We start from the raw sequence: 23,146 nt of genomic DNA on the forward strand, positions 1-23,146 counted from the left end.
AATGAATTTAGATAAGATAGAACAAATAATAGATTTAGTTAAAAAGAATGAAGTTAAAAAATTTAAATATAAAGATTTTGAACATGAAATAGAATTAGATTTTACAGAAGATATTTCACCCGTAAGTGCTAATAAAAATGATATACAAACAACTTCTACTAATCATAGCGATTCAAATAAACAAGACGAAGCAAATCCTAAAGAAGAAACGCAACAAATCAAAGCATCAATGGTAGGTACATTCTTTTTGCAAGATAGTAAAGAATTAACTGAACCAGTTGTACAAGTGGGTGATAAAATTCAAGAAGGAGACATTGTAGGTTATATTGAAGCGATGAAAGTGATGAACGAGGTTACAAGTGATGTATCAGGAGAAATTGTTGAAATTTTAGTTGATCACGGTACAAATGTGGAATATGACCAAGCATTGATACAAATAAAATAAGGGGGGCTAGCTATGTATCGTTGTTTAATTGCAAATAGAGGAGAAATCGCTGTGCGTATCATTCGTGCTTGTCGCGAATTAGGAATAGAAACCGTAGCGATATATGCTAAAGGTGATGAAGCTAGTCTTCATGTAAGCTTAGCTGACCAGGCAATTTGTATTGGTGAAGCAAATCCACTTGATAGTTATTTAAATATCGAACGTATTATCGGTGCTGCAGAATTATCCGGGGCTAATGCAATTCACCCAGGTTATGGCTTCTTATCAGAAAGCACAACATTTGCTGAAAAAGTTGAAGAAAACGACATTCATTTTATTGGTCCAAATAAAAAAACTATGGAGTTAATGGGAGATAAGATAACCGCTCGACAAACAGTTGATGCTGCTGGCGTACCTGTAATTCCGGGATCGAAAGACGCAGTTAACAATGTATCAGAAATTGAAAAGTTAGCTGAAGATATCGGATATCCTGTTGTTTTAAAGGCTGCTAGTGGCGGTGGTGGTAAAGGAATTAGAATTGTTAAAGATCCAGCTGATTTAGAAAAGTCTTTAAAAGAAGCTCAAAGTGAAGGACAAAAGTATTTCAACGATAACCGTGTATATGTAGAGGCCTTTATACCTGTAGCAAAACATGTTGAAGTTCAAGTCATTGGTGATGGCAAAGATAATTATGTACATTTAGGAGAAAGAGACTGCTCAGTTCAACGAAAAAATCAAAAGCTAATAGAAGAGTCACCATGTGCGGCACTTACTGAAGAACGCCGAGAAAAAATTTGTAATGATGCTGTTAAAGTAGCTAGAGCCTCAAAATATAGAAGTGCAGGTACAATCGAATTCTTAGTTACTGAAGATGCGCATTATTTTATTGAAATGAATGCGCGAATTCAAGTTGAACATACCGTCACAGAAATGAGAACTGATCGTGATTTATTAACTGCACAATTATACTTGTTAATGCATGATAAGTTACCATTTGCACAACAAGACATCACATTTAATGGTCATGTCATTGAAGCGCGCATCAATGCTGAAAATCCTGAGAAAAAATTTCAACCATGTCCTGGCGTAGTGAAACGTTTACATCTACCACAAGGATTTAATGTCAGAGTAGATTCACTACTTTATTCGGGTTATCAAGTTTCACCTTACTATGATTCTCTAGTAGCAAAGGTCATCGTTAAATCAGAAAACAGAGCGAGCGCCATCAATAAACTCAAAGTAACTTTGGATGAAATGGTCATTGATGGATTTACAACGACAGCTGATTTCTTATATGCTGTCCTTAGCTACCCATTATATGCTGATGGCGATGCAAGTGAAGTAGATATTAAATTCTTAGAAAAACATCAAATCGTAAAAGGGGTGACTTTGTAATGGTAACCGTCGATTTAAATTGTGATCTAGGTGAAGCCTATGGAAATTATTCATTTGGTAATGACGAAGCAATTATTCCGCTCATTACCTCAGCTAATATCGCTTGTGGTTTTCATGCTGGAGATGAAAATGTACTTAATGAAACCGTTAAATTAGCAGTTAAACACCAAATTAAGATAGGTGCACATCCTGGATTTCCAGATTTGAAAGGGTTTGGAAGACGTAAAATGGCGCTCTCTTATCAAGAAATTTATAATGCAATTATTTATCAACTCGGTGCTTTGAATGGATTTTGTAAATTATATAATACTAAAATTCATCATGTAAAACCGCATGGTGCCCTTTACAATATGGGGGCTATTGATAGTACAGTTGCTCAAGCTATAGCGCAAGCTGTATATGATTTTGATTCAGAACTCATTTTAGTTGGTTTAGCTAATACATTACTGATTTCTGAAGCAGAAAAAATTGGTTTACACGCAGCTTCTGAAGTTTTTGCTGATCGCCGATACGAGAATAATGGTCAATTGGTCAATCGTCGTGAAAATGATGCGGTGATAACTGATACTGACGAAGCATTACAACAAGTCATAAAAATGGTTAAAGAAAATAAAGTGACCTCAAGAGATGGAAAAGATATTACGTTACAGGCAGATACGATTTGTGTGCACGGCGATAGTGCACATGCACTAGATTTTGTATCTCAAATAAGAAAGACATTAATGAAAGAAGGCATTGATATTCAATCATTATAGGGGGTAAATTATATGGGAGAAAAACTAAATAAAAAGGAAAAAGATTTTACTTTTACTAAAGGTCACAGGCGCTTACTTTATGGATCAGTTTTCTTAATGGCTACGTCTGCCATAGGTCCAGCCTTTTTAACTCAAACAGCAGTATTCACAGCAGAGTTTTATGCAAGCTTTGCCTTTGCAATATTGATTTCTATTCTCATCGATATAGGTGCACAAATCAATATTTGGCGAGTATTAGTAGTTACTGGATTACGTGGTCAAGAGGTGTCTAATAAAGTTTTACCTGGTTTAGGTACAATCGTGTCAATATTAATAGCTTTTGGCGGTTTAGCCTTCAACATTGGTAATATCGCTGGGGCTGGACTTGGTTTAAATGCAATGTTTGGCTTAGATATCAAATGGGGTGCCGCAATTACTGCAGTTTTCTCAATTTTAATTTTTGTTAGCAGAAGTGGTCAAAAAATCATGGATGTCGTATCAATGATACTTGGTGTCGTTATGATTGTTGTAGTTGCTTGGGTTATGGTAGTATCTAATCCACCTTATGGCGATGCAGTAGTACATATGGTTACGCCTGAACATCCACTTAAATTGATTTTACCAATTATAACTTTAGTTGGCGGTACAGTTGGCGGCTATATTACCTTTGCTGGTGCACATAGAATTTTAGATTCAGGCATGAAGGGTAAAGAATATTTACCATTTGTTAACCGTTCTGCAATAGCTGGTATTTTAACAACAGGCGTCATGAGAACATTGCTATTTCTAGCTGTATTAGGTGTTGTTATTACAGGTGTGACTTTAAGCGCAGACAATCCACCAGCTTCTGTATTTGAACATGCTCTAGGACCTATTGGTAAAAATATATTCGGTGTTGTCATTTTTGCAGCTGCTATGTCATCAGTTATCGGTTCTGCATATACAAGTGCAACATTCTTAAAAACACTTCATAAATCACTGTTTAATAAAAATAATTTGATTGTCATAACATTTATAGTAATATCTACACTGATTTTCTTATTTATCGGCAAACCAGTTAGCTTACTTATTATTGCTGGGGCTATCAACGGTTGGATTTTGCCAATTACTTTAGGTGCCATACTTATCGCAAGCAAAAAGAAATCGGTTGTAGGAGACTATAAACACCCAACTTGGATGTTGTTATTTGGTATAGTTGCAGTTATTGTGACAATTGTAACAGCTATCTTTTCACTTCAAGACTTAGCTGCACTATGGCATAGTTAACAATGAGCTTAATAAAAAAAGATTCTCTATTTAATAGAGAGTCTTTTTTATTATGTATTATAATAAACTTTATTCTTGTGTATCGTGGTAAAGGCTAAAATATGATAGAATAACATTTGCTAAGAAATATAAATGAGGTGGATTTATGATTGGCATTATAGGTGCTATGGAAGAAGAAATTACAATTTTAAAAGAAAAATTAATAAATACACAATATCATACGATTGCTCATGTTGAATTTTATCAAGGAAAATTAAATGACGTCGATGTTGTACTTACACGAAGTGGCATTGGTAAAGTCAATGCAGCTATTTCTACTACGCTGCTCATTCAACAATTTAAACCTGAAATGATAATTAATACCGGTTCAGCAGGCGCTCTAGATGAAGACTTATCAATAGGTGATGTTGTAGTAAGTGACAGCGTTATTTATCATGACGTAGATGCAACAGCTTTTGGCTATCAGTATGGTCAAGTACCACAAATGCCACTCCATTTTGAAGCTGATAAACATTTACTAGATAATGTGTTAGTTGTTTTAAAAGCACAGTCTTTAAATGCAAAAGTTGGACTTATTGTTAGTGGTGATAGCTTTATCGGAAGCACAGACCAACGCCTTTTGATTAAAGAAAGATTTCCGCAAGCGTTAGCAGTTGAAATGGAAGCCACTGCCATAGCACAAACATGCCATCAGTTTAAACAACCATTTATTATCACACGAGCAATCTCAGATTTGGCAAACGGCAACGCCGATATCACATTTGAACAATTTATTGAACAAGCTGCCGTGTCTTCTAGTAAAACAGTTGAACGTTTAATTAAACAAATATAAATATAATTTAAAGGTGAAAATTATGGGTATTATAAAAAAATATTTTATGCCGAATTCATACGTGAAATCGGTATTTGAAATTGATATAGATAAACTTGCAAAATCCGGAGTTAAAGGTATTATTACAGATTTAGATAATACACTAGTAGGCTGGGATGTAAAAACACCTACTATAGAAATCAAAGAGTGGTTTAGAAAAGCAAGTGAAGCTGGAATTACAATCACTATTGTTTCAAACAACAATGAGCAACGTGTTGCTAGTTTTTCAAAAGATTTAGATGTTGATTTTATTTTTAAAGCTCGTAAACCAATGGGTAAAGCATTTAAAAAGGCATTAAAGTATATGAATATACAAGCCGAAGAAGCTGTAGTTGTCGGCGATCAAATGTTGACTGATGTCTTTGGTGGCAATCGCAATGGTTTGTATACAATCATGGTAGTTCCAGTGAAACGAACAGATGGATTTATAACTAAATTTAATAGAATTATCGAAAGACGACTCTTAAACCACTTCAAAAATAAGGGCTATATCTCATGGGAGGAAAATTGATTGACTGAGACTTTAAAATGTATTGGTTGCGGTGCACCATTGCAATCCGAAAATAAAAACGCGCCTGGTTATGTACCAGAACACAATTTATTTCGCGAAGATGTAATTTGTCGACGATGCTTTAGATTGAAAAACTATAATGAAGTACAAGATGTAGGAATGGATAGTGAAGATTTTTTAAATTTATTAAATGGTCTATCTGATCGCTCGGGTATCATTGTTAATGTTGTAGATATTTTTGATTTTGAGGGATCTTTTATTAATGCCTTAAAACGCATTGTAGGTAATAAAAAAATCATACTCGTTGCTAATAAATTAGACTTATTGCCGAAACAAATTAATCATCGTCGTGTGAAAGAATGGTTAAAACGCTCAGCAAAAAAATATGGTTTAGAAGCTGAAGAAGTTGTGCTAATTTCTGCTGAAAAAGGGTGGGGAATTGAAGACTTATTAACAGCTATTAATCAAAACCGTGACCATGAAGATGTTTATATTGTAGGTACGACAAATGTGGGTAAATCGACACTAATTAATAAATTAATTGAGTTAAGTGTTGGCGAAAAGGATGTTGTTACAACTTCTAGATTCCCAGGCACAACATTAGATATGATTGATATTCCATTAGATGAAACATCATTTATGTATGATACACCTGGCATTATTCAAGAACATCAAATGACACATTTAGTTACTGAAAAAGAATTGAAAACGATTATACCAAAAAAAGAAATTAAACAACGTGTATACCAATTAAATGAATCACAAACATTATTTTTCGGGGGACTCGCTCGAATTGATTATGTTTCAGGTGGAAAAAGACCACTCATTTGCTTCTTTTCAAATGATTTAAATATACACCGCACTAAAACAGAAAAAGCCAATGAGTTATGGAAAAACCAATTAGGTGATTTACTTACACCCCCAAATAATGTTTCAAATTTCAATCTGAAAGATATAAAGGCTGTGCGCTTAGAAACAGGAAAAGAAAAACGAGACATTATGATATCTGGGTTAGGTTTTATTACGATTGATTCAGGTGCCAAAGTCATTGTCAGAGTACCCAAAAACGTCGATGTAGTGTTAAGAAATTCAATTTTATAAGGTGTGATATTTATGAAATTTGCAGTTATCGGAGATCCGATTTCACATTCTTTATCGCCATTAATGCATAATGCTAACTTTAAAGCCCTTAATATGAGACATACGTATGAAGCTATTCATGTTCCAAGAGAACACTTTCATCATATTAAAGACATTATAGCCGAAAAGGAAATTGATGGTTTTAACGTGACAATACCTCACAAAGAAGCCATCATTCCATACTTAGATGTTATAGATGATACTGCTAAAAACATAGGAGCAGTGAATACCATTGCAATAAAACAAGGTAAATGGATTGGCTACAATACAGATGGTATAGGTTATGTAACTGGGTTAAAGCATATTTATCCTGATATTGAGCATGCCTACATATTGATACTAGGTGCTGGAGGTGCCAGTAAAGGCATTGCCCATGAACTTATAAAATACGTTGAACCTAAAATAACGATAGCCAATCGGACAGCTAAACGTTTTGATTCATGGACTTTAGACGTAAATAAAATTTCGTTGGAAACCGCTGAACGACATTTAAATCAATTTGATATTATAATTAATACAACGCCTGTAGGTATGTCTCAAAGTAAAGCATCAGTTGTATCACTTTCAAATTTATCACCACAAACTTTAGTAAGTGACATTGTATATATACCTGCAAAAACACCATTTTTAGACCAAGCTGAACAAAATGGTAATCCGATATATAATGGCTTAGATATGTTTATATTACAAGGAGCAGCAAGTTTTAATATATGGACTGGCCAAACTGCAAACATAAATACAATGAAGCAAACAGTAATTAATAAACTAAAAGGAGCATCCTCATGTTAACTGGTAAACAAAAAAGATATTTAAGAAGTTTAGCACATAATACGGATCCAACATTTCAAATTGGCAAATCTGGAATAAATGAAAACATGTGTAACCAAATTAGCGATACATTAGAAAAAAGAGAACTTGTAAAAATTCATATTTTACAAAATAACTTTGATGATAAAAATGATTTAGCAATACAATTAGCTAGCTCAACTAAAAGCGAAGTCGTTCAAATAATCGGGTCAATGATTGTGTTATATAAAGAATCAGAAGAAAATAAGCACATCAATTTACCTTAAATGACTAAAAAAATTGTTTTATATGGCGGACAATTCAACCCGATACACACGGCGCATATGGTGGTTGCTACTGAAGTTTATCATTTTATCCAACCAGATCATTTTTATTTTTTACCTAGTTATATGTCACCATTAAAAGATCATAAACAACACCTTAACACAAAGCATAGAATAAAAATGATTCAACTTGTTATTGATATATTAGGTTTTGGAGAGATTTGCTATGAAGAGCTGGAACGCAAAGGAACAAGTTACACTTTCGATACGATACAATCTTTGATTAGTAAAAATCAAGATGCAGAATTTTATTTTGTCATTGGAACAGACCAATACAATCAACTTGAACAATGGCATAACATCAATCAGCTTAAAGAAATAATTACATTTGTTATCGTAAATAGAGATACGTCACATCAAATAGTTGATCCGTCAATGATTTCAATAGATATTCCTAGGATAGATATTAGTTCTACCATGATACGTAATCGAGTTCAAAACAATAAAAACATCCAAGTACTCGTTCCACCAAATGTAGAAAGCTATATCAGAGAGGAAGGATTATATGAAAATTAAAAAAGCTGTCAAACTAACAAAAGAAAAGTTACCAAAAAAACGTTTCGATCATTCTTTACGTGTTGCTGAAACTGCAGTGAAATTAGCAGAAATATATGATGGCGATGTTGCTAAAGCTGAATTAGCAGGTGTATTACATGACTACTGTAAATATGATGATTTAAGTTCCATGTATCAAGTTGTAAGACAATATGATTTGGATAATGATTTACTTAGTTATGGTGGTGAGATACTACATGGCCCTGTTTGTGCTGCGTTGATGAAAGCCAAATATGGTATTGAAGATGAAGAGGTATTATCAGCGATTCATTATCATACTACAGGTCGACAACACATGACTAAAACAGAAAAATTAGTATTTATTGCAGATTACATTGAACCTGGAAGAAAAACCCCAGGAGTTGAAGAAATTCGAGATATGGCATACAATCAAGGTAGCTTAGATAAAACAATTTATGAAATTTCTAAGCGAACAGTATTATTCTTAATTGACAAAGATATTACAGTGTATGGTGCAACGATAGCATGTTTAAACTATTATAACTATAGTGATCAAAGAATAAAGGATGATTAAATGAGCTCAGAACAATTGTTAACAATGACTGTCAAAGCGACAGAAAATAAGAAAGCTGAAGATATTGTTTCTCTAGATATGAAGGGAATCAGTGATATGACTGACTATTTTGTTGTGTGTCACGGTAACAATGAACGACAAGTTCAATCCATTGCAAGAGCTGTTAAAGAAATGGCTCAAGAACAAGGTCTTAACTTAAAACGTATAGAGGGTTATGAAAGTGCACGCTGGATTTTAATAGATTTAGTCAATGTCGTTGTTCATGTATTCCATAAAGACGAAAGAAGCTATTATAATATTGAGAAACTATATCAAGATGCGCCAATAGAATCATATGGTCAGGCTGTATATTAAATGATGCAATATCAAGACATGAGTAATTTTTATGATTTATTTACTCAAGACCAACCATATGACTTGTGGTTCGATATTGTTCAACAACTATCTGTAAGTTTACCTTCAAATCCCAAAATACTTGATATCGGTTGTGGTACTGGGACTTTAACATCAATGCTAACAAATATTGGTGAAGTTACAGGTATGGATTTAAGCGTGGACATGTTAGCAATTGCAACACAAAAATCTAATCAAGTTCAATGGCTTGAAGGTGATATGACTGATTTTAACTTAAATCTTTCATTTGATTTAATAACAATATTTTGTGATTCATTAAATTATTTACCTGAAACGAATGATGTTACACAAACTTTTGCTAATATTTTCAATCATCTTTCCGATGATGGTATATTTATTTTTGATGTACATACACCATACAAAATGGAAACATTATTTAATAATCAGAATTATATAGAAGAACAAAATGATACTTTTCTAGCATGGCAAGCCTTCCGTGGAGAAGTACCATTAAGTGTTTATCATGAAATGACTTTCTTTAAGCTTAATGATCATAAAAATTATCAACGCTTTGACGAATCACATTATCAAAGAACTTTCGATGAAACACAGTATCGACTAATGTTGAAGCAAGCAGGTTTCAATCATATCAAAACTTTTACTGATTTTAATATGAATGAGCATTCAGATAACGGACTCAGATTGTTTTTTATCGTTCAAAAGTAATTTTTATAGCATAAGTAGTAAATATTAAGAATTTAAATAACAAACTCAAGTAAACTCACGCTTTCTATCGTTTATATCTTTAGAGAGGTGAGTTTTTTGTTTCAATGGAAGCAACAGTTGATAAACATATTTACTAGATGGAAATATTATTTTTTAATTGCGCTAGCTTGCATAATACTATTGATAGGTTATTTTGTATTTCAGATGCATCAGCCTTCTGCAAACATGGATAATGACGGTGCTGCATTGATAGATAACGATCAACAACAAAATTCTAATGTAAAAGAGTCTAAAGATCAGAAAGGAAAAGCATCAGATTCACAAAAGGGAACAGTTTTTGTCGATTTGAAGGGGGCTGTAGAACACCCAGATGTTTATGAAATGCCGTCAACAGCAAGAGTAAATGATTTAATCAAAAAAGCAAAGTTAAAATCAAACGCAGATATTTCACATATAAATCTGTCAGAAAAGCTTGTTGACCAAAAGATGATTTATATACCGACCAAAAATGAGCAATATGTATCAACAACCAACAAACTCAAATGAAACTATTCAAGGGCAAAGTCAAATCAATTTAAATACTGCTAATGAAGCATCACTTACAAAAGTTCCTGGTATCGGTCCTTCAAAAGCAAAAGAAATTTTAAATTACAAAGAACAGCACGGCCAATTTACCAGTGTTGATGAATTAAAAAAAATAAAAGGTATTGGTGAAAAAACATTTGAAAAATTAAAGCAATACTTTACTGTTTAAATTTTTCTATAATAATTAGGGCACACACTAGCAAGCGTGGAGTGATAACGCTTGACTATAGCCCCTGTTATGTATGACAATTTGTTTTCTTAATTACGAGGTTTAGACTGTTAGAAAGCGTTTTTCAATCGAGTGCGCAACGGGCGTAACATAGCGAGCTTACTTTGCGTAAATGAGCAAGGTACACACTAGCAAACGTGGAGTGATAACGCTTGACTACGGTCTAAAAAAGATTGAAAAATAATAAACAACATATATACTAAAACCATAGAACTTAGTAAAGTACATCACGGAGGTAAAAAATGGAAAGAATAAAATGGGAAGAATACTTTATGGCTCAAAGCCATTTGTTAGCATTACGTTCAACTTGTCAACGTTTATCTGTAGGAGCAACGATTGTGAAAGATAATCGTATTATTGCTGGTGGATATAACGGCTCAGTAGCTGGAGAGGTTCACTGTATTGATGAAGGCTGTTTAATTGAAGATGGTCATTGTATACGTACAATTCATGCAGAAATGAACGCGTTATTACAGTGTGCGAAACAAGGTGTATCAACTGAAGGGGCAACGATTTATGTTACTCATTTTCCTTGCTTAAATTGTACAAAGTCAATTATTCAAGCAGGTATTACAACAATTTATTATGCTCAAGATTATCATAACCATGAATATGCAATACGTTTATTGGATCAATCTGGTATTACATACAAAAAGATTCCATTTTCTGCTGAATATGTAGCAAAATATTTAACACAGTCGTGATTTAAGTGTTTTATATTGCATTAGCATTTCTTGCCGGAGCACTTTGGTATTCTAATTTTTATATTTCACTATTAATTTTTGTATGCTTACTTTATTTTGTTGCTATTAAAAGGTTAACACTTATTTGTTTTGTGCTTTCAATTTTCATTTCAATATTAAGCTACAATATCTATAGCAACCTTAACAATTCAATCAAAGAGCAGGAGATTTTTAATAAACATCATGAGCAAATCTCAGCATTTGCTCATGTCACATCAGCCATTGTCCAAAATAACGATTTTATTAAAGGACATCTTATAGTCTATAATCGAGAATATAATTATATTTACTATATTAAAAAACAAGATAAAGGTAAGTATATTCACAAGTTAAAACATTACACTTGCAAAATAAACGGCAATCTTACTCATTCAGAATCTCAAAATGCCCTTCTTGTAGTAAAAAGCATAGATTTTAAAAACTGTAAAATAAATTCAAATCCTAATTTGATTCAACGTCACATTGATTTTATTAATAATCAGATTGTTCATTCAGGTACAAAATATCCATACCGCATTATCGCCTTAATAACTGGAGATACTTCTCAATTAAACAGTACTATAAAAGACGCTGTTAAGGACATAGGTATATATCATCTTTTAGCTGTGAGTGGCTCTCATGTTGCTGTAATCACATTGATTATTTACCAATCGCTAGTAAGATGGAATACACCACTTATTACTATTAAATTACTTTGTGTCTGCATTTTAGTTATTTTTGCTGTTGAAACTCAGTTTGCACCAAGTGCACTAAGATCAATTATTGCTATGATAATTATATTATTTAAGCCAAAAAGGACCTCACTATCAGGCCTAAATATATTAGCTTTCGTCTTTTTATTACTCCTTATCGTACAACCTGATTTTTTATATGATATCGGATTCCAATTTTCTTTCTTAATTTCGCTTTTTCTTATATTAGCACAGCCATCAATTCATCATCTGTCAAGATTAAAGGCCTTTTTTGTAATCACATATATTGCACAGTTAGGCGCATTACTTATACAAATTTACCATTTTAACCAAGTTCAATGGATTGGCATTTTGACAAACTTAATTTTCGTACCTCTATATTCCTTTATTTATTTTCCTTTAACTCTATTTTTCTTTTTAATCTCTCACATTTTCATAAATATTAAATTATTAAATTTCATCATCGATTATTTATTTGCTTTACATGACCAATTAGTATATTTCTTTTTAAAACTAAATAATTACCAATGGAACATTCCACAATTAAGTAATATGACTATAATGTTTTTAAGTATCTTAGTGATTTTAAGTTTCATCATTTTCATTCACAAAAAGTATATTCAGTCTTTAGCACTTATAATTTTAAGTTTAATCATTGTAAGCTATACTGCACATAGTCACGTACCTACATTAACTAGCTTTGACGTTGGCCAAGGTGATAGCTTGCTGTATCAAACATCAAGAAATCATAATATACTTATCGATACAGGGGGAAAAACAGCACAAAATCATTCTACAATTACACATAATATTGCCAAATATCATATTATCCCATCATTAAAAAAACGTGGCGTATCCAAATTAGATGAAGTCATTATTACACATCCACACATTGATCATATGGGTGAATTAACTTATCTTATGCAGCATATTAGAATCAAACAACTAGTAATAAATAGTAAAAGCTTTCCTATTTCTCAATTAAATGTGATAAAAAAATGGTGTTCAAAATACAATATAATACTGATTAATGCTGATCATATCAACACTATGCACTTTGATGATTCAACAATTCAATTTTTGAGAAGTTATATTTATGACAGTCAAGATAAAAACGAACAGTCTATTGTTTTATTAATCAAATACCATTACAAAACGATATTGCTAATGGGCGACGCTAGTCAACGTAATGAAAAAATACTTATGAAAAAGTACCATTTACCTCACATAGATATTTTGAAAGTAGGGCATCATGGCAGCAAAACGAGTAGCTCTATGATATTTTTAAAACAAATTCAACCTAAAATAAGTATTATTTCTAGCGGTAAACATAACAAATATCATCATCCATCTATAGAAACTATTCATAAATTCTTATCTATACACAGTAAATTATTTAATACTCAAGATAAAGGCGAAATCAGTGTGTCACTTGATTCCAAATTAACGATAAAATTAAATCATGGTAATCACTAGAGCTAAAAGATATATCAATGCTATAATTATAAGATACCTTACATAAATGAATAAGGAGTTATAAGCATGCCTCAAAACTTAATTGCCGTCTATGGTGATGTTCCAGAATTAGTGGAAAAACAAAGCTTAGAAATCATTCAAACATATCTACAACAAGAAAGAGATGATTTTAATTTTGTGAAATTTAATTTATACGAACATGATATATCGACTATTATTGAAGAAACACTGACATTACCTTTCTTTTCAGAAAAAAAGGCTATCTTAGTTAAAAATGCTTATGTATTTACAGGAGAAAAAGTTCCAAAAGATTTATCAACAAACACTGATAAATTATTAGAATTTATTGATAAATATGATGGTGACAATCTTATTATTTTTGAAGTATATCAAAACAAATTAGATGAACGAAAAAAGTTAACAAAAGCGCTTAAAAAGCATGGACAAATTAAAAAAATTGAACAAATGTCAGAAGAAGATATAAAAAATTGGATTCAGCAACAATTACACGAAAATTATAAAGACATTAAACAAGATGCTTTAAATCTATTTATTGAATTGACAGGAATTAATTTTAACATTGTGCAACAAGAGTTGGAAAAGCTAATGTTGTTCATAGGGGATAGACCAACAATCAATAAACAGGATGTCAGCATGATTATCAATCGTAGTTTAGAACAGAATGTCTTTTTGCTCACTGAATACATTCAAAAGAATCAAAAACAAAAAGCAATAAATTTAGTTAAAGATTTAATTATTATGAAAGAAGAACCAATTAAATTACTCGCATTAATTACTAGTAACTACCGTCTTTATTATCAATGTAAAATATTAAGCCAAAAAGGATATAGCGCACAGCAAATTGCCAAAACGGTGAATGCACATCCATATCGCGTTAAATTAGCATTAGGACAAATACGACACTATCAATTGAATGATATTTTGGATATTATTAATGCTTGTGCTGAAACTGACTATAAGCTTAAATCTTCATATATGGATAAACAACTTATACTAGAGTTATTTATTCTTTCTATTTAAAAATAAAAAACAGTCTGGAAATGATATCCAGACTGTTAATTTAATATTTACTTTGCACTCATGAGTTGAGATTTAATTCGATCAGCTTTGTTTGAGTGGATTAAATTACTTTGAGCAGATTTATCAACTAATTTAATTGCAAAATTAACTAATTCTGCTTTGTTGTCAGCATTTGAAGCAATAGCTGCTTTAGCATTTTTTACTGCTGTACGCATCGCATTTTTTTGAGAAATATTACGTTCTTCAGCTGTTTGAGTTGTTTTCACACGTTTAACTGCAGATTTGATGTTTGGCATTACTGTCACCTCCTAAAAGTGAAGTTATCTTATCAAATTATATTTGATTGCAACAAGAAATATTTTATCAAAACTACTATGTTTGTGCAATCATTAATTGACCCTTGCGGAATTAAAACAGATATTTTACTTATTTATATTGGAATGCGTAATAGAACACTTTATAATTATACTATAAATAAAAATGATAAAAATTACTTGAGCTCATATATTTATCGATCAATTGCATGACCTTTAAAATTGAAGCATTTCAATTTCTGAAAAGACATATTTGCAAATGAATGTTAAAAACGTTATTATGTCAAAGATGTATACATATAAGGGTTAAATTTATGAAAGTGAGAAGGATTAATATAATGGATAAGCAAAATCGCTATGATAGAAGGGAAAACATCCGAAATTTCTCTATTATCGCACATATAGATCACGGCAAATCTACGTTAGCAGACAGAATATTAGAAAATACTAAATCTGTTGAATCTCGTGATATGCAAGACCAATTATTAGATTCTATGGATTTAGAAAGAGAACGTGGTATCACAATTAAATTAAATGCTGTACGGTTAAAATATGATGCTAAAGATGGACAGACTTATACTTTCCATCTTATTGATACACCAGGACATGTCGATTTCACATATGAAGTTTCTCGTTCACTTGCAGCATGCGAAGGTGCAATTTTAGTTGTAGACGCAGCTCAAGGAATTGAAGCACAAACTTTGGCCAATGTCTATCTTGCTTTAGACAATGATTTAGAATTATTGCCAGTAGTAAATAAAATTGATTTACCTGCCGCGGAACCTGAACGTGTGAAACAAGAATTAGAAGATGTTATTGGTTTAGATAAGGACGATGTTGTTTTAGCAAGTGCAAAATCAAACATTGGAATCGAAGATATATTAGAAAAAATTGTAGACGTCATACCACCACCAGATGGCGATCCAGAAGCACCATTAAAAGCACTTATTTTTGATTCTGAATATGATCCATACCGCGGAGTTATTTCGTCTATTCGTGTGATTGACGGTGTTGTAAAAGCTGGAGACCGTATTAAAATGATGGCAACTGGCAAGGAATTTGAAGTTACCGAAGTTGGAATTAACACACCTAAACAATTACCGATTGAAGAATTAACAGTTGGCGATGTCGGTTATATCATTGCGTCGATTAAAAACGTAGATGATTCTCGTGTGGGTGATACCATTACGCTTGCAAATAATCCAGCCGAACAACCATTAAAAGGGTATAAAAAAATGAATCCTATGGTTTATTGTGGATTGTTCCCAATAGATAATAGAGATTACAACGATTTACGTGAAGCTTTAGAAAAATTGCAGTTAAATGATGCGTCATTAGAGTTTGAACCAGAATCATCTCAAGCATTAGGATTTGGATATCGTACTGGCTTTTTAGGTATGTTGCATATGGAAATCATTCAAGAACGTATAGAACGCGAATTTGGCATAGAATTAATTGCCACTGCACCTTCAGTAATCTATCAATGTTTGATGAAAGATGGTTCTAAAGTGACTGTAGATAACCCAGCACAAATGCCTGAACGTGATCGTATTGAAAGTATATACGAACCCTATGTAAGAGCCACGATGATGGTACCAAATGACTATGTAGGTGCTGTAATGGAGCTGTGTCAACGGAAACGTGGACAATTTATTAATATGGATTATTTAGACGATATTCGCGTTAATATCGTGTATGAAATACCATTATCAGAAGTAGTATTCGATTTCTTTGACCAATTAAAGTCTAATACAAAAGGCTACGCTTCTTTCGATTATGAATTCATTGAAAACAAAGAAAGCAACCTTGTTAAAATGGATATTTTACTCAACGGTGATAAGGTTGATGCATTAAGCTTTATTGTCCATCGAGACTTTGCTTATGAGCGAGGTAAAGCTCTAGTTGAAAAGTTGAAAACATTAATCCCTAGACAGCAATTTGAAGTCCCTGTACAAGCTGCAATCGGTCAAAAAATTATTGCGCGTACGAACATTAAATCTATGGGTAAAAATGTGTTATCCAAATGTTATGGCGGGGACATTAGCCGTAAGCGTAAATTATTAGAAAAACAAAAAGCAGGTAAAGCTAAAATGAAAGCAGTGGGTAATGTTGAAATACCACAAGATGCTTTCCTAGCCGTCTTAAAAATGGATGATGAATAATGAAAATAGAGGTCAAGATACAAGAACACATACGTTTAAAGTTAAATAACGTTTCCACATTCGACGCTAACGTGGTCTTCAATTGAACTGAAGTAATAACGTTATTAGCTTTAGCAATAGATGTTTTTTGTCTTAGCCTCTATTTCGTTTGATTACTATGATAAAGTAGAGAAGGTGGCAAAATGACAATAAATAGTGCTTATATCCATATCCCATTTTGCGTAAGAATTTGCACCTACTGTGATTTTAATAAATATTTTATAGCAAAACAGCCAGTTGATGACTATTTAGATGCTTTAATAAAGGAAATGCATACAAGACTTAATCCAAATATTGAAACAATGTATGTTGGTGGCGGAACTCCAACTGCCTTAAATATTAAACAGTTAGAAAAGTTATTAAAAGCGATTAATAAGTTATTTACAATTTCAGGTGAATATACGTTCGAAGCTAATCCCGATGAATTAACCTTTCAAAAAGTTAAATTACTAAAAGATTACGGCGTAAATCGCATTTCAATGGGCGTACAAACATTTAAACCTGAACTATTAACAATTTTAGGACGTACACATAATACACAAGACATCTATCAAGCTGTTGACTATGCAAACAAGGCGGACATTTCTTCCATAAGTTTAGACTTAATGTATCATCTGCCACAACAAACTTTAGACGACTTTAAAGATAGTATAGAACGAGCGCTTAGTATGGATATAAATCATATCTCGAGTTATGGTTTGATTTTAGAACCAAAAACTCAATTTTATAACTTATATCGTAAGGGAAAACTAAAATTACCAAATGAAGATTTAGGCGCTGATATGTATCAGTATTTAATGCATCGTTTAAATCACTCAAAGTTTCAGCAATATGAAATATCGAACTTTGCTGAAAAAGGTCATGCTTCTACGCACAATATGACCTATTGGAAAAACGAGGAATACTATGGTTTTGGCGCCGGCGCAAGTGGCTATGTAAATGGCAAAAGATATACCAATGTTAATCCAGTAAATCACTATATCAAAGCAGTACAAGCTGATAAACCTCCAATGTTATCTTTCACAATACCTACAATCAAAGAACAAATGGAAGAAGAAATGTTTTTAGGTTTAAGAATGAATAAGGGCGTTAATATTATCCGTTTCAAACAAAAATTTGACCAATCCATTTATCAAGTCTTTGGTCAAACAATTCATGATTTAAGTCAAAAGGAATTAATTAAACAAAATAGTAACTATCTCGCATTAACTGAACGCGGAAAAGTCATTGGTAATGAAGTATTTGAAGCATTTTTATTAAGCTAAAAATTTTTTTACAAATCCAAGCCTTTAACATTGACTTACTTTGACCAATTTGATAAATTATAATTAGCACTTGGAAGAAAAGAGTGCTAATGAGGTGGAAACATGATTACTGATAGACAATTAAGCATTTTAAATGCGATTGTTGAAGATTATGTTGATTTTGGACAACCAATTGGTTCTAAAACCTTAATTGAAAATCATCATCTTGATGTTAGTCCGGCAACCATTAGAAATGAAATGAAATTTTTAGAGGATTTAAACTTCATTGAGAAGACACATACCTCATCTGGACGTATTCCATCTGAAGAAGGTTTTAGATTTTATGTTAATCAATTATTAGAAGATACATCTCATCAAACGTTTAAAAAAGAACAACGTTTTCATCAATTGTTGATTGAAAATCACTACGATATTTCATCGGCATTGAGTTATTTTGCAAATGAGTTGTCAACTGAATCTCAATACGCAACTTTGGTTATTCGTCCAAATCACAAACTGGATGTACTAAATAAAGTTCATTTGATTCAAGCTAACCCATTACTTGTTATTCTTATTATGATTTTTTCATCAGGTCATGTAGAAAATGTTCATATTGCAACTAAAGATAAATTATCTAGTGCTCGATTGGTTCAAATTTCAAGTTTTATTAGTGATTATTTTAATCGCCAGCGCACTTTTAATTTAATGGCCGAGTTAAACCGATTTTCGCAGTCAGATAGCGAAAAGAACTTTATTATTAAAGTCATAACAATGATGAGGCAACATATTCATAAACAAAGTAATAGCATTTACATGGGTGGAAAGGTTAAACTAATCAATGCGTTAAATGAAACGAATGTTTCATCAATTCAACCTATTCTACAATATATTGAATCAAATCGAATTATGGAACTTTTAGATGATTTTGCAAACTCTCAAGTAGATGTCAAAATTGGCAAGGAGATTGACGCAAATCTGAGCGATATTTCAATTATTGCAAGTGACTATCACTTCGATGATTCGCTCAAAGGTCAGATTGCTGTTATTGGACCAACAGCAATGCATTATCAAAATGTAATTCAATTACTCAGTAGAATTTGGTAGTAATTTGGATTATTTCGGAGGGCAGAAAATGGCAGAAGAAAAAGAATCAGTGAAACAAAATAATGCTGAAGAAGTAGAACAAACAGATCACACTGTTAATGCTACGGAAACTGACGATGAAGCAAGTCAAGCTGATCAAAGTTCAGAACAGAATCAACCAGAAGAAGCAAACAATGAATCTGAAAAAATTGATCCACAAGAAGAAAAAATTAACGAGCTAGAACAATTAGCTAATGATAATGAAGAAAAATATTTGAGATTATATGCAGAGTTTGAAAATTATAAACGTCGTATTCAAAAAGAAAATGAAACAAATCGTGCATACAAAGCTCAAAGCGTGTTAACCGATATTTTACCTACGATTGATAACATTGAACGTGCATTACAAATTGAAGGTAATGATGAATCATTTAAATCGCTGCAAAAAGGTGTTCAAATGGTTCATGAAAGCTTATTAAGAGCTTTAAAAGACAATGGTCTTGAAGTGATTGAAACTGAAGGTCAAACATTTGATCCTAATGTGCACCAAGCTGTAGTTCAAGATGATAATCCAGATTATGAATCTGGTGAAATTACTCAAGAACTGCAAAAGGGGTACAAATTGAAAGATCGCGTATTAAGACCATCAATGGTTAAAGTAAATCAATAAAACGTTGACGAAAATAACCAAATATATTACAAAACGAACATTGGAGGAATTTTATTATGAGTAAAGTAATTGGAATCGACTTAGGTACAACAAATTCATGTGTCGCTATTTTAGAAGGTGACGAGCCTAAAGTAATTCAAAATCCTGAAGGTGCCCGCACAACACCATCTGTTGTTGCATTTAAAAACGGTGAAACACAAGTTGGTGAAGTTGCAAAACGTCAAGCAATCACTAACCCAAACACTGTTCAATCAATTAAACGTCACATGGGTTCAGATTATAAAGTAGATATTGAAGGAAAATCATACACACCTCAAGAAATTTCAGCTATGATTTTACAAAACTTAAAAAATACGGCTGAAAGTTATTTAGGAGAAAAAGTTGATAAAGCAGTAATTACTGTTCCAGCATACTTCAATGATAGTGAACGTCAAGCTACTAAAGATGCTGGTAAAATCGCTGGCTTAGAAGTAGAACGTATCATCAATGAACCTACAGCTGCAGCATTAGCTTATGGCTTAGATAAAACTGAAAAAGATCAAAAAGTATTAGTATTCGACTTAGGTGGCGGTACATTTGACGTTTCTATTCTTGAATTAGGTGACGGTGTATTCGAAGTACTTTCAACTGCTGGTGACAATAAACTTGGTGGTGACGACTTTGACCAAGTCATTATCGATTATTTAGTATCTGAATTTAAAAAAGAAAACGGTGTCGATTTGTCTCAAGATAAAATGGCATTACAACGTCTTAAAGATGCAGCTGAAAAAGCTAAAAAAGATTTATCAGGTGTATCACAAACCCAAATTTCATTACCATTCATCTCTGCTGGAGCAAATGGTCCATTACACTTAGAAATTAGCTTAACTCGTTCTAAATTTGAAGAATTAGCTGATTCATTAATTAAACGTACTATGGAACCAACACGTCAAGCGTTAAAAGATGCTGGCTTATCAACATCAGAAATTGATGAAGTTATCTTAGTAGGTGGCTCAACACGTATTCCAGCTGTACAAGAAGCAGTTAAAAAAGAAATCGGTAAAGAACCACATAAAGGTGTAAATCCTGACGAAGTCGTAGCGATGGGTGCTGCTATTCAAGGTGGTGTTATCACTGGTGATGTTAAAGACGTTGTATTATTAGATGTAACGCCATTATCATTAGGTATCGAAATCATGGGCGGTCGTATGAATACGTTAATTGAACGTAATACTACAATCCCAACATCTAAATCACAAGTTTATTCAACTGCTGCTGATAACCAACCATCAGTTGATATTCATGTGTTACAAGGTGAACGTCCTATGGCTTCTGACAACAAAACACTTGGCAGATTCCAATTAACTGATATTCCACCAGCTCCACGTGGCATACCTCAAATCGAAGTTACATTTGATATCGATAAAAATGGTATTGTTAACGTAACTGCTAAAGACTTAGGTACTAATAAAGAACAAAATATTACAATCCAATCTAGCTCTTCTTTATCTGATGAAGAAATTGATCGTATGGTAAAAGATGCTGAAGAAAATGCTGAAGCAGATAAAAAACGTCGTGAAGAAGTTGACTTAAGAAATGAAGCTGATAGTTTAGTATTCCAAGTTGAAAAAACAATTAAAGACTTAGGCGACAATATTAGCGAAGATGATAAGAAAAATGCAGAAGAGAAAAAAGATGCTCTTAAATCTGCATTAGAAGGTCAAGACATTGATGACATTAAAGCTAAAAAAGAAGAACTTGAAAAAGTAGTTCAAGAATTATCTGCTAAAGTTTATCAACAAGCACAACAACAAGCGCAACAAGCTCAAGGTGCTGAAGGTAACCAACAAAACGATAGCACTGTTGAAGATGCTGAATTTAAAGAAGTTAAAGATGACGAAGATAAAAAATAATAGCTAATCGTTTATAAATAAGTCATATACCATTTTAAATAGTAAGACTATATATAAACTGACAGCCAAAAAGTCAAAGTCAATTGAGCATTGGCTTTGACTTTTTATTTAACATGTTAGTTTAAATGACATTCGCCTCTCAAACAGCATTAAACAGTAGTAAGTGCTTAAAAATTTATCAATTAAAAGGAGCGAGATGAATTGGCCAATAAAAGAGATTACTATGAAGTATTAGGTGTCAGCAAAGATGCCTCAAAAGATGAAATAAAAAAAGCATACCGAAAATTATCAAAAAAATATCATCCTGATATCAACAAAGAAGAAGGTGCAGATGAAAAATTCAAAGAAATTTCTGAGGCCTATGAAATTTTAAGTGATGATAATAAACGAGCTAATTATGATCAATTTGGCCATAGTGGTCCTCAAGGAGGTTTCGGCAACCAAGGATTTGGTGGTCAAGATTTCAGTGGCTTCGGCGGTGGTTTCGAGGATATCTTCAGTTCTTTCTTTGGAGGATCTAGACAACGAGATCCTAACGCCCCACGTAAAGGCGATGATTTACAATATACAATGACTATTGATTTTGAAGAAGCAGTATTTGGTGCAACAAAAGAGATATCTATTAGAAAAGATGTAAAATGTCATACATGTAATGGTGAAGGTGCTAAACCAGGAACCAGCAAAAAAACATGTAGTTACTGTAAGGGATCAGGCCGTACTTCTGTTGAACAAAATACTATACTTGGTCGTGTAAGAACTGAACAAACTTGCCCTAAATGTCAAGGTACTGGTCAAGAATTTGAAGAACCATGTCCAACATGTCATGGTAAAGGTACTGAAAACAAAGTAGTTAAACTAGAAGTTAACGTGCCTGAAGGCGTTGACAACGAACAACAAATTCGCTTAGGTGGTGAAGGTTCTCCAGGTGAGAACGGTGGCCCTAACGGTGATTTATATGTTGTTTTCCGTGTTCGTCCTTCTAAGAAATTTGAACGTGATGGCGACGACATTTATTACAACTTGAACATTAGTTTCCCACAAGCTGCCCTTGGAGATGAAATAAAAGTACCAACGTTAAAAGGCAATGTCATGTTAACTATTCCTTCAGGTACACAAACGGGTAAACAATTTAGACTTAAAGATAAAGGTATTAAAAATGTTCATGGCTACGGTTATGGCGACTTATTCGTTAATATTAAAGTTGTAACACCAACAAAATTAAATGAAAAACAAAAAGAATTAATGCGAGAATTTGCTGAAGTTAGTGGAGAAGAAATTAAAGAACAACATTCTAATTTTAAAGATAAAGCACGTAAATTTTTCAGAGGTGAATAA

General features: G+C 32.6%; 24 protein-coding genes and 2 pseudogenes. 25 read left to right on the plus strand and 1 reads right to left on the minus strand.

What is annotated here, in order from left to right:
- Position 1: 1 nt before the first annotated feature.
- The 19 genes and pseudogenes from HMPREF2597_RS13015 to holA form a co-directional block, all read left to right on the plus strand.
- A pseudogene (locus HMPREF2597_RS13015) lies at positions 2 to 110 on the plus strand (acetyl-CoA carboxylase biotin carboxyl carrier protein subunit); the annotation flags it as partial.
- A 101-nt stretch (positions 111 to 211) separates the two neighbouring features.
- A pseudogene (locus HMPREF2597_RS13020) lies at positions 212 to 445 on the plus strand (acetyl-CoA carboxylase biotin carboxyl carrier protein subunit); the annotation flags it as partial.
- Between the two features lie 12 nt (positions 446 to 457).
- Positions 458 to 1,819, plus strand: coding sequence for an acetyl-CoA carboxylase biotin carboxylase subunit (locus HMPREF2597_RS06620; RefSeq protein WP_070817246.1), 1,362 nt, complete (start codon positions 458 to 460; stop codon positions 1,817 to 1,819).
- Positions 1,819 to 2,574: a 5-oxoprolinase subunit PxpA gene (gene pxpA / locus HMPREF2597_RS06625; protein WP_002478099.1), complete on the plus strand. Its 756-nt coding sequence runs from the start codon at positions 1,819 to 1,821 to the stop codon at positions 2,572 to 2,574. The genes HMPREF2597_RS06620 and pxpA overlap by 1 nt, the downstream gene beginning before the upstream one ends.
- A gap of 12 nt (positions 2,575 to 2,586) precedes the next feature.
- A complete protein-coding gene (locus tag HMPREF2597_RS06630; protein ID WP_002458959.1) occupies positions 2,587 to 3,819 on the plus strand; it encodes an NRAMP family divalent metal transporter in 1,233 nt (410 codons plus the stop codon).
- A gap of 145 nt (positions 3,820 to 3,964) precedes the next feature.
- Positions 3,965 to 4,651, plus strand: coding sequence for a 5'-methylthioadenosine/adenosylhomocysteine nucleosidase (locus tag HMPREF2597_RS06635; protein ID WP_002458960.1), 687 nt, complete (start codon positions 3,965 to 3,967; stop codon positions 4,649 to 4,651).
- Positions 4,652 to 4,673: 22 nt separating this feature from the next.
- The gene (locus HMPREF2597_RS06640) at positions 4,674 to 5,201 is read left to right on the plus strand and encodes a YqeG family HAD IIIA-type phosphatase (protein WP_002458961.1); all 528 of its coding nucleotides are present in this window, start codon (positions 4,674 to 4,676) and stop codon (positions 5,199 to 5,201) included.
- Positions 5,202 to 6,302, plus strand: a complete 1,101-nt coding sequence (gene yqeH / locus HMPREF2597_RS06645) for a ribosome biogenesis GTPase YqeH (protein WP_002478100.1) — start codon at positions 5,202 to 5,204, stop codon at positions 6,300 to 6,302. It begins immediately after the preceding gene.
- Between the two features lie 12 nt (positions 6,303 to 6,314).
- Positions 6,315 to 7,130, plus strand: coding sequence for a shikimate dehydrogenase (gene aroE / locus HMPREF2597_RS06650; RefSeq protein ID WP_002478101.1), 816 nt, complete (start codon positions 6,315 to 6,317; stop codon positions 7,128 to 7,130).
- Positions 7,124 to 7,414: a ribosome assembly RNA-binding protein YhbY gene (gene yhbY / locus HMPREF2597_RS06655; protein ID WP_002478102.1), complete on the plus strand. Its 291-nt coding sequence runs from the start codon at positions 7,124 to 7,126 to the stop codon at positions 7,412 to 7,414. The genes aroE and yhbY overlap by 7 nt, the downstream gene beginning before the upstream one ends.
- Positions 7,415 to 7,987 carry a nicotinate-nucleotide adenylyltransferase gene (locus tag HMPREF2597_RS06660; protein WP_002458965.1) on the plus strand — a complete coding sequence of 191 codons (573 nt, stop codon included), beginning with the start codon at positions 7,415 to 7,417 and terminating at the stop codon, positions 7,985 to 7,987.
- Complete coding sequence (gene yqeK / locus HMPREF2597_RS06665; protein ID WP_002458966.1) at positions 7,977 to 8,561, plus strand: bis(5'-nucleosyl)-tetraphosphatase (symmetrical) YqeK; 585 nt, start codon at positions 7,977 to 7,979, stop codon at positions 8,559 to 8,561. The genes HMPREF2597_RS06660 and yqeK overlap by 11 nt, the downstream gene beginning before the upstream one ends.
- The gene (gene rsfS / locus HMPREF2597_RS06670) at positions 8,562 to 8,915 is read left to right on the plus strand and encodes a ribosome silencing factor (protein WP_002478103.1); all 354 of its coding nucleotides are present in this window, start codon (positions 8,562 to 8,564) and stop codon (positions 8,913 to 8,915) included.
- Positions 8,916 to 9,641, plus strand: coding sequence for a class I SAM-dependent DNA methyltransferase (locus HMPREF2597_RS06675; RefSeq protein ID WP_002458968.1), 726 nt, complete (start codon positions 8,916 to 8,918; stop codon positions 9,639 to 9,641).
- A gap of 96 nt (positions 9,642 to 9,737) precedes the next feature.
- A complete protein-coding gene (locus HMPREF2597_RS06680) occupies positions 9,738 to 10,187 on the plus strand; it encodes a P-loop NTPase family protein (protein ID WP_225307302.1) in 450 nt (149 codons plus the stop codon).
- Positions 10,159 to 10,395 (plus strand): ComEA family DNA-binding protein, encoded by a 237-nt coding sequence (locus HMPREF2597_RS12905; RefSeq protein WP_225307303.1) that lies wholly within the window; start codon positions 10,159 to 10,161, stop codon positions 10,393 to 10,395. Before HMPREF2597_RS06680 ends, HMPREF2597_RS12905 begins: the two co-directional genes overlap by 29 nt.
- A gap of 302 nt (positions 10,396 to 10,697) precedes the next feature.
- Positions 10,698 to 11,159: a ComE operon protein 2 gene (locus HMPREF2597_RS06685; protein WP_002458970.1), complete on the plus strand. Its 462-nt coding sequence runs from the start codon at positions 10,698 to 10,700 to the stop codon at positions 11,157 to 11,159.
- A gap of 5 nt (positions 11,160 to 11,164) precedes the next feature.
- Positions 11,165 to 13,366, plus strand: coding sequence for a DNA internalization-related competence protein ComEC/Rec2 (locus HMPREF2597_RS06690; RefSeq protein WP_012990829.1), 2,202 nt, complete (start codon positions 11,165 to 11,167; stop codon positions 13,364 to 13,366).
- Between the two features lie 66 nt (positions 13,367 to 13,432).
- Positions 13,433 to 14,407, plus strand: a complete 975-nt coding sequence (gene holA, locus HMPREF2597_RS06695) for a DNA polymerase III subunit delta (protein ID WP_002478106.1) — start codon at positions 13,433 to 13,435, stop codon at positions 14,405 to 14,407.
- Positions 14,408 to 14,454: 47 nt separating this feature from the next.
- Here the strand turns inward: holA and rpsT are convergent, their stop codons facing one another.
- Positions 14,455 to 14,703 (minus strand): 30S ribosomal protein S20, encoded by a 249-nt coding sequence (gene rpsT, locus HMPREF2597_RS06700; RefSeq protein ID WP_002458974.1) that lies wholly within the window; start codon positions 14,701 to 14,703, stop codon positions 14,455 to 14,457.
- A gap of 356 nt (positions 14,704 to 15,059) precedes the next feature.
- Here rpsT and lepA point away from each other — a divergent pair, with 356 nt between their 5' ends.
- From lepA to dnaJ, 6 genes are all read left to right on the plus strand, one after another.
- On the plus strand, positions 15,060 to 16,883 hold the full coding sequence (lepA, locus tag HMPREF2597_RS06705; protein ID WP_002478107.1) for a translation elongation factor 4: 1,824 nt from the start codon (positions 15,060 to 15,062) through the stop codon (positions 16,881 to 16,883).
- A 182-nt stretch (positions 16,884 to 17,065) separates the two neighbouring features.
- Positions 17,066 to 18,187, plus strand: a complete 1,122-nt coding sequence (gene hemW / locus HMPREF2597_RS06710; RefSeq protein ID WP_002478108.1) for a radical SAM family heme chaperone HemW — start codon at positions 17,066 to 17,068, stop codon at positions 18,185 to 18,187.
- Between the two features lie 102 nt (positions 18,188 to 18,289).
- Complete coding sequence (gene hrcA / locus HMPREF2597_RS06715) at positions 18,290 to 19,270, plus strand: heat-inducible transcriptional repressor HrcA (protein ID WP_002458977.1); 981 nt, start codon at positions 18,290 to 18,292, stop codon at positions 19,268 to 19,270.
- A gap of 28 nt (positions 19,271 to 19,298) precedes the next feature.
- Positions 19,299 to 19,919 carry a nucleotide exchange factor GrpE gene (gene grpE / locus HMPREF2597_RS06720; protein ID WP_070817247.1) on the plus strand — a complete coding sequence of 207 codons (621 nt, stop codon included), beginning with the start codon at positions 19,299 to 19,301 and terminating at the stop codon, positions 19,917 to 19,919.
- A gap of 56 nt (positions 19,920 to 19,975) precedes the next feature.
- Entirely contained in the window at positions 19,976 to 21,811 is a 1,836-nt protein-coding gene (dnaK, locus tag HMPREF2597_RS06725) for a molecular chaperone DnaK (RefSeq protein ID WP_002478110.1), read from the plus strand.
- Positions 21,812 to 22,012: 201 nt separating this feature from the next.
- Positions 22,013 to 23,146 (plus strand): molecular chaperone DnaJ, encoded by a 1,134-nt coding sequence (gene dnaJ, locus HMPREF2597_RS06730; protein ID WP_002478111.1) that lies wholly within the window; start codon positions 22,013 to 22,015, stop codon positions 23,144 to 23,146.

It is taken from the genome of Staphylococcus sp. HMSC063A07 (genome assembly GCF_001836955.1).
Classification (GTDB): Bacteria; Bacillota; Bacilli; order Staphylococcales; family Staphylococcaceae; genus Staphylococcus; species Staphylococcus lugdunensis.

Excerpts from the sequence above, each read along its gene's own strand:
- HMPREF2597_RS06620 (WP_070817246.1), top strand. The coding sequence starts at position 458 with ATGTATCGTTGTTTAATTGCAAATAGAGGAGAAATCGCTGTGCGTATC.
- pxpA (WP_002478099.1), top strand. The coding sequence starts at position 1,819 with ATGGTAACCGTCGATTTAAATTGTGATCTAGGTGAAGCCTATGGAAAT.
- HMPREF2597_RS06630 (WP_002458959.1), top strand. The coding sequence starts at position 2,587 with ATGGGAGAAAAACTAAATAAAAAGGAAAAAGATTTTACTTTTACTAAA.
- HMPREF2597_RS06635 (WP_002458960.1), top strand. The coding sequence starts at position 3,965 with ATGATTGGCATTATAGGTGCTATGGAAGAAGAAATTACAATTTTAAAA.
- HMPREF2597_RS06640 (WP_002458961.1), top strand. The coding sequence starts at position 4,674 with ATGGGTATTATAAAAAAATATTTTATGCCGAATTCATACGTGAAATCG.
- aroE (WP_002478101.1), top strand. The coding sequence starts at position 6,315 with ATGAAATTTGCAGTTATCGGAGATCCGATTTCACATTCTTTATCGCCA.
- yhbY (WP_002478102.1), top strand. The coding sequence starts at position 7,124 with ATGTTAACTGGTAAACAAAAAAGATATTTAAGAAGTTTAGCACATAAT.
- HMPREF2597_RS06660 (WP_002458965.1), top strand. The coding sequence starts at position 7,415 with ATGACTAAAAAAATTGTTTTATATGGCGGACAATTCAACCCGATACAC.
- yqeK (WP_002458966.1), top strand. The coding sequence starts at position 7,977 with ATGAAAATTAAAAAAGCTGTCAAACTAACAAAAGAAAAGTTACCAAAA.
- rsfS (WP_002478103.1), top strand. The coding sequence starts at position 8,562 with ATGAGCTCAGAACAATTGTTAACAATGACTGTCAAAGCGACAGAAAAT.
- HMPREF2597_RS06675 (WP_002458968.1), top strand. The coding sequence starts at position 8,916 with ATGATGCAATATCAAGACATGAGTAATTTTTATGATTTATTTACTCAA.
- HMPREF2597_RS12905 (WP_225307303.1), top strand. The coding sequence starts at position 10,159 with ATGTATCAACAACCAACAAACTCAAATGAAACTATTCAAGGGCAAAGT.
- HMPREF2597_RS06685 (WP_002458970.1), top strand. The coding sequence starts at position 10,698 with ATGGAAAGAATAAAATGGGAAGAATACTTTATGGCTCAAAGCCATTTG.
- holA (WP_002478106.1), top strand. The coding sequence starts at position 13,433 with ATGCCTCAAAACTTAATTGCCGTCTATGGTGATGTTCCAGAATTAGTG.
- rpsT (WP_002458974.1), bottom strand. The coding sequence starts at position 14,703 with ATGCCAAACATCAAATCTGCAGTTAAACGTGTGAAAACAACTCAAACA.
- lepA (WP_002478107.1), top strand. The coding sequence starts at position 15,060 with ATGGATAAGCAAAATCGCTATGATAGAAGGGAAAACATCCGAAATTTC.
- hemW (WP_002478108.1), top strand. The coding sequence starts at position 17,066 with ATGACAATAAATAGTGCTTATATCCATATCCCATTTTGCGTAAGAATT.
- hrcA (WP_002458977.1), top strand. The coding sequence starts at position 18,290 with ATGATTACTGATAGACAATTAAGCATTTTAAATGCGATTGTTGAAGAT.
- grpE (WP_070817247.1), top strand. The coding sequence starts at position 19,299 with ATGGCAGAAGAAAAAGAATCAGTGAAACAAAATAATGCTGAAGAAGTA.
- dnaK (WP_002478110.1), top strand. The coding sequence starts at position 19,976 with ATGAGTAAAGTAATTGGAATCGACTTAGGTACAACAAATTCATGTGTC.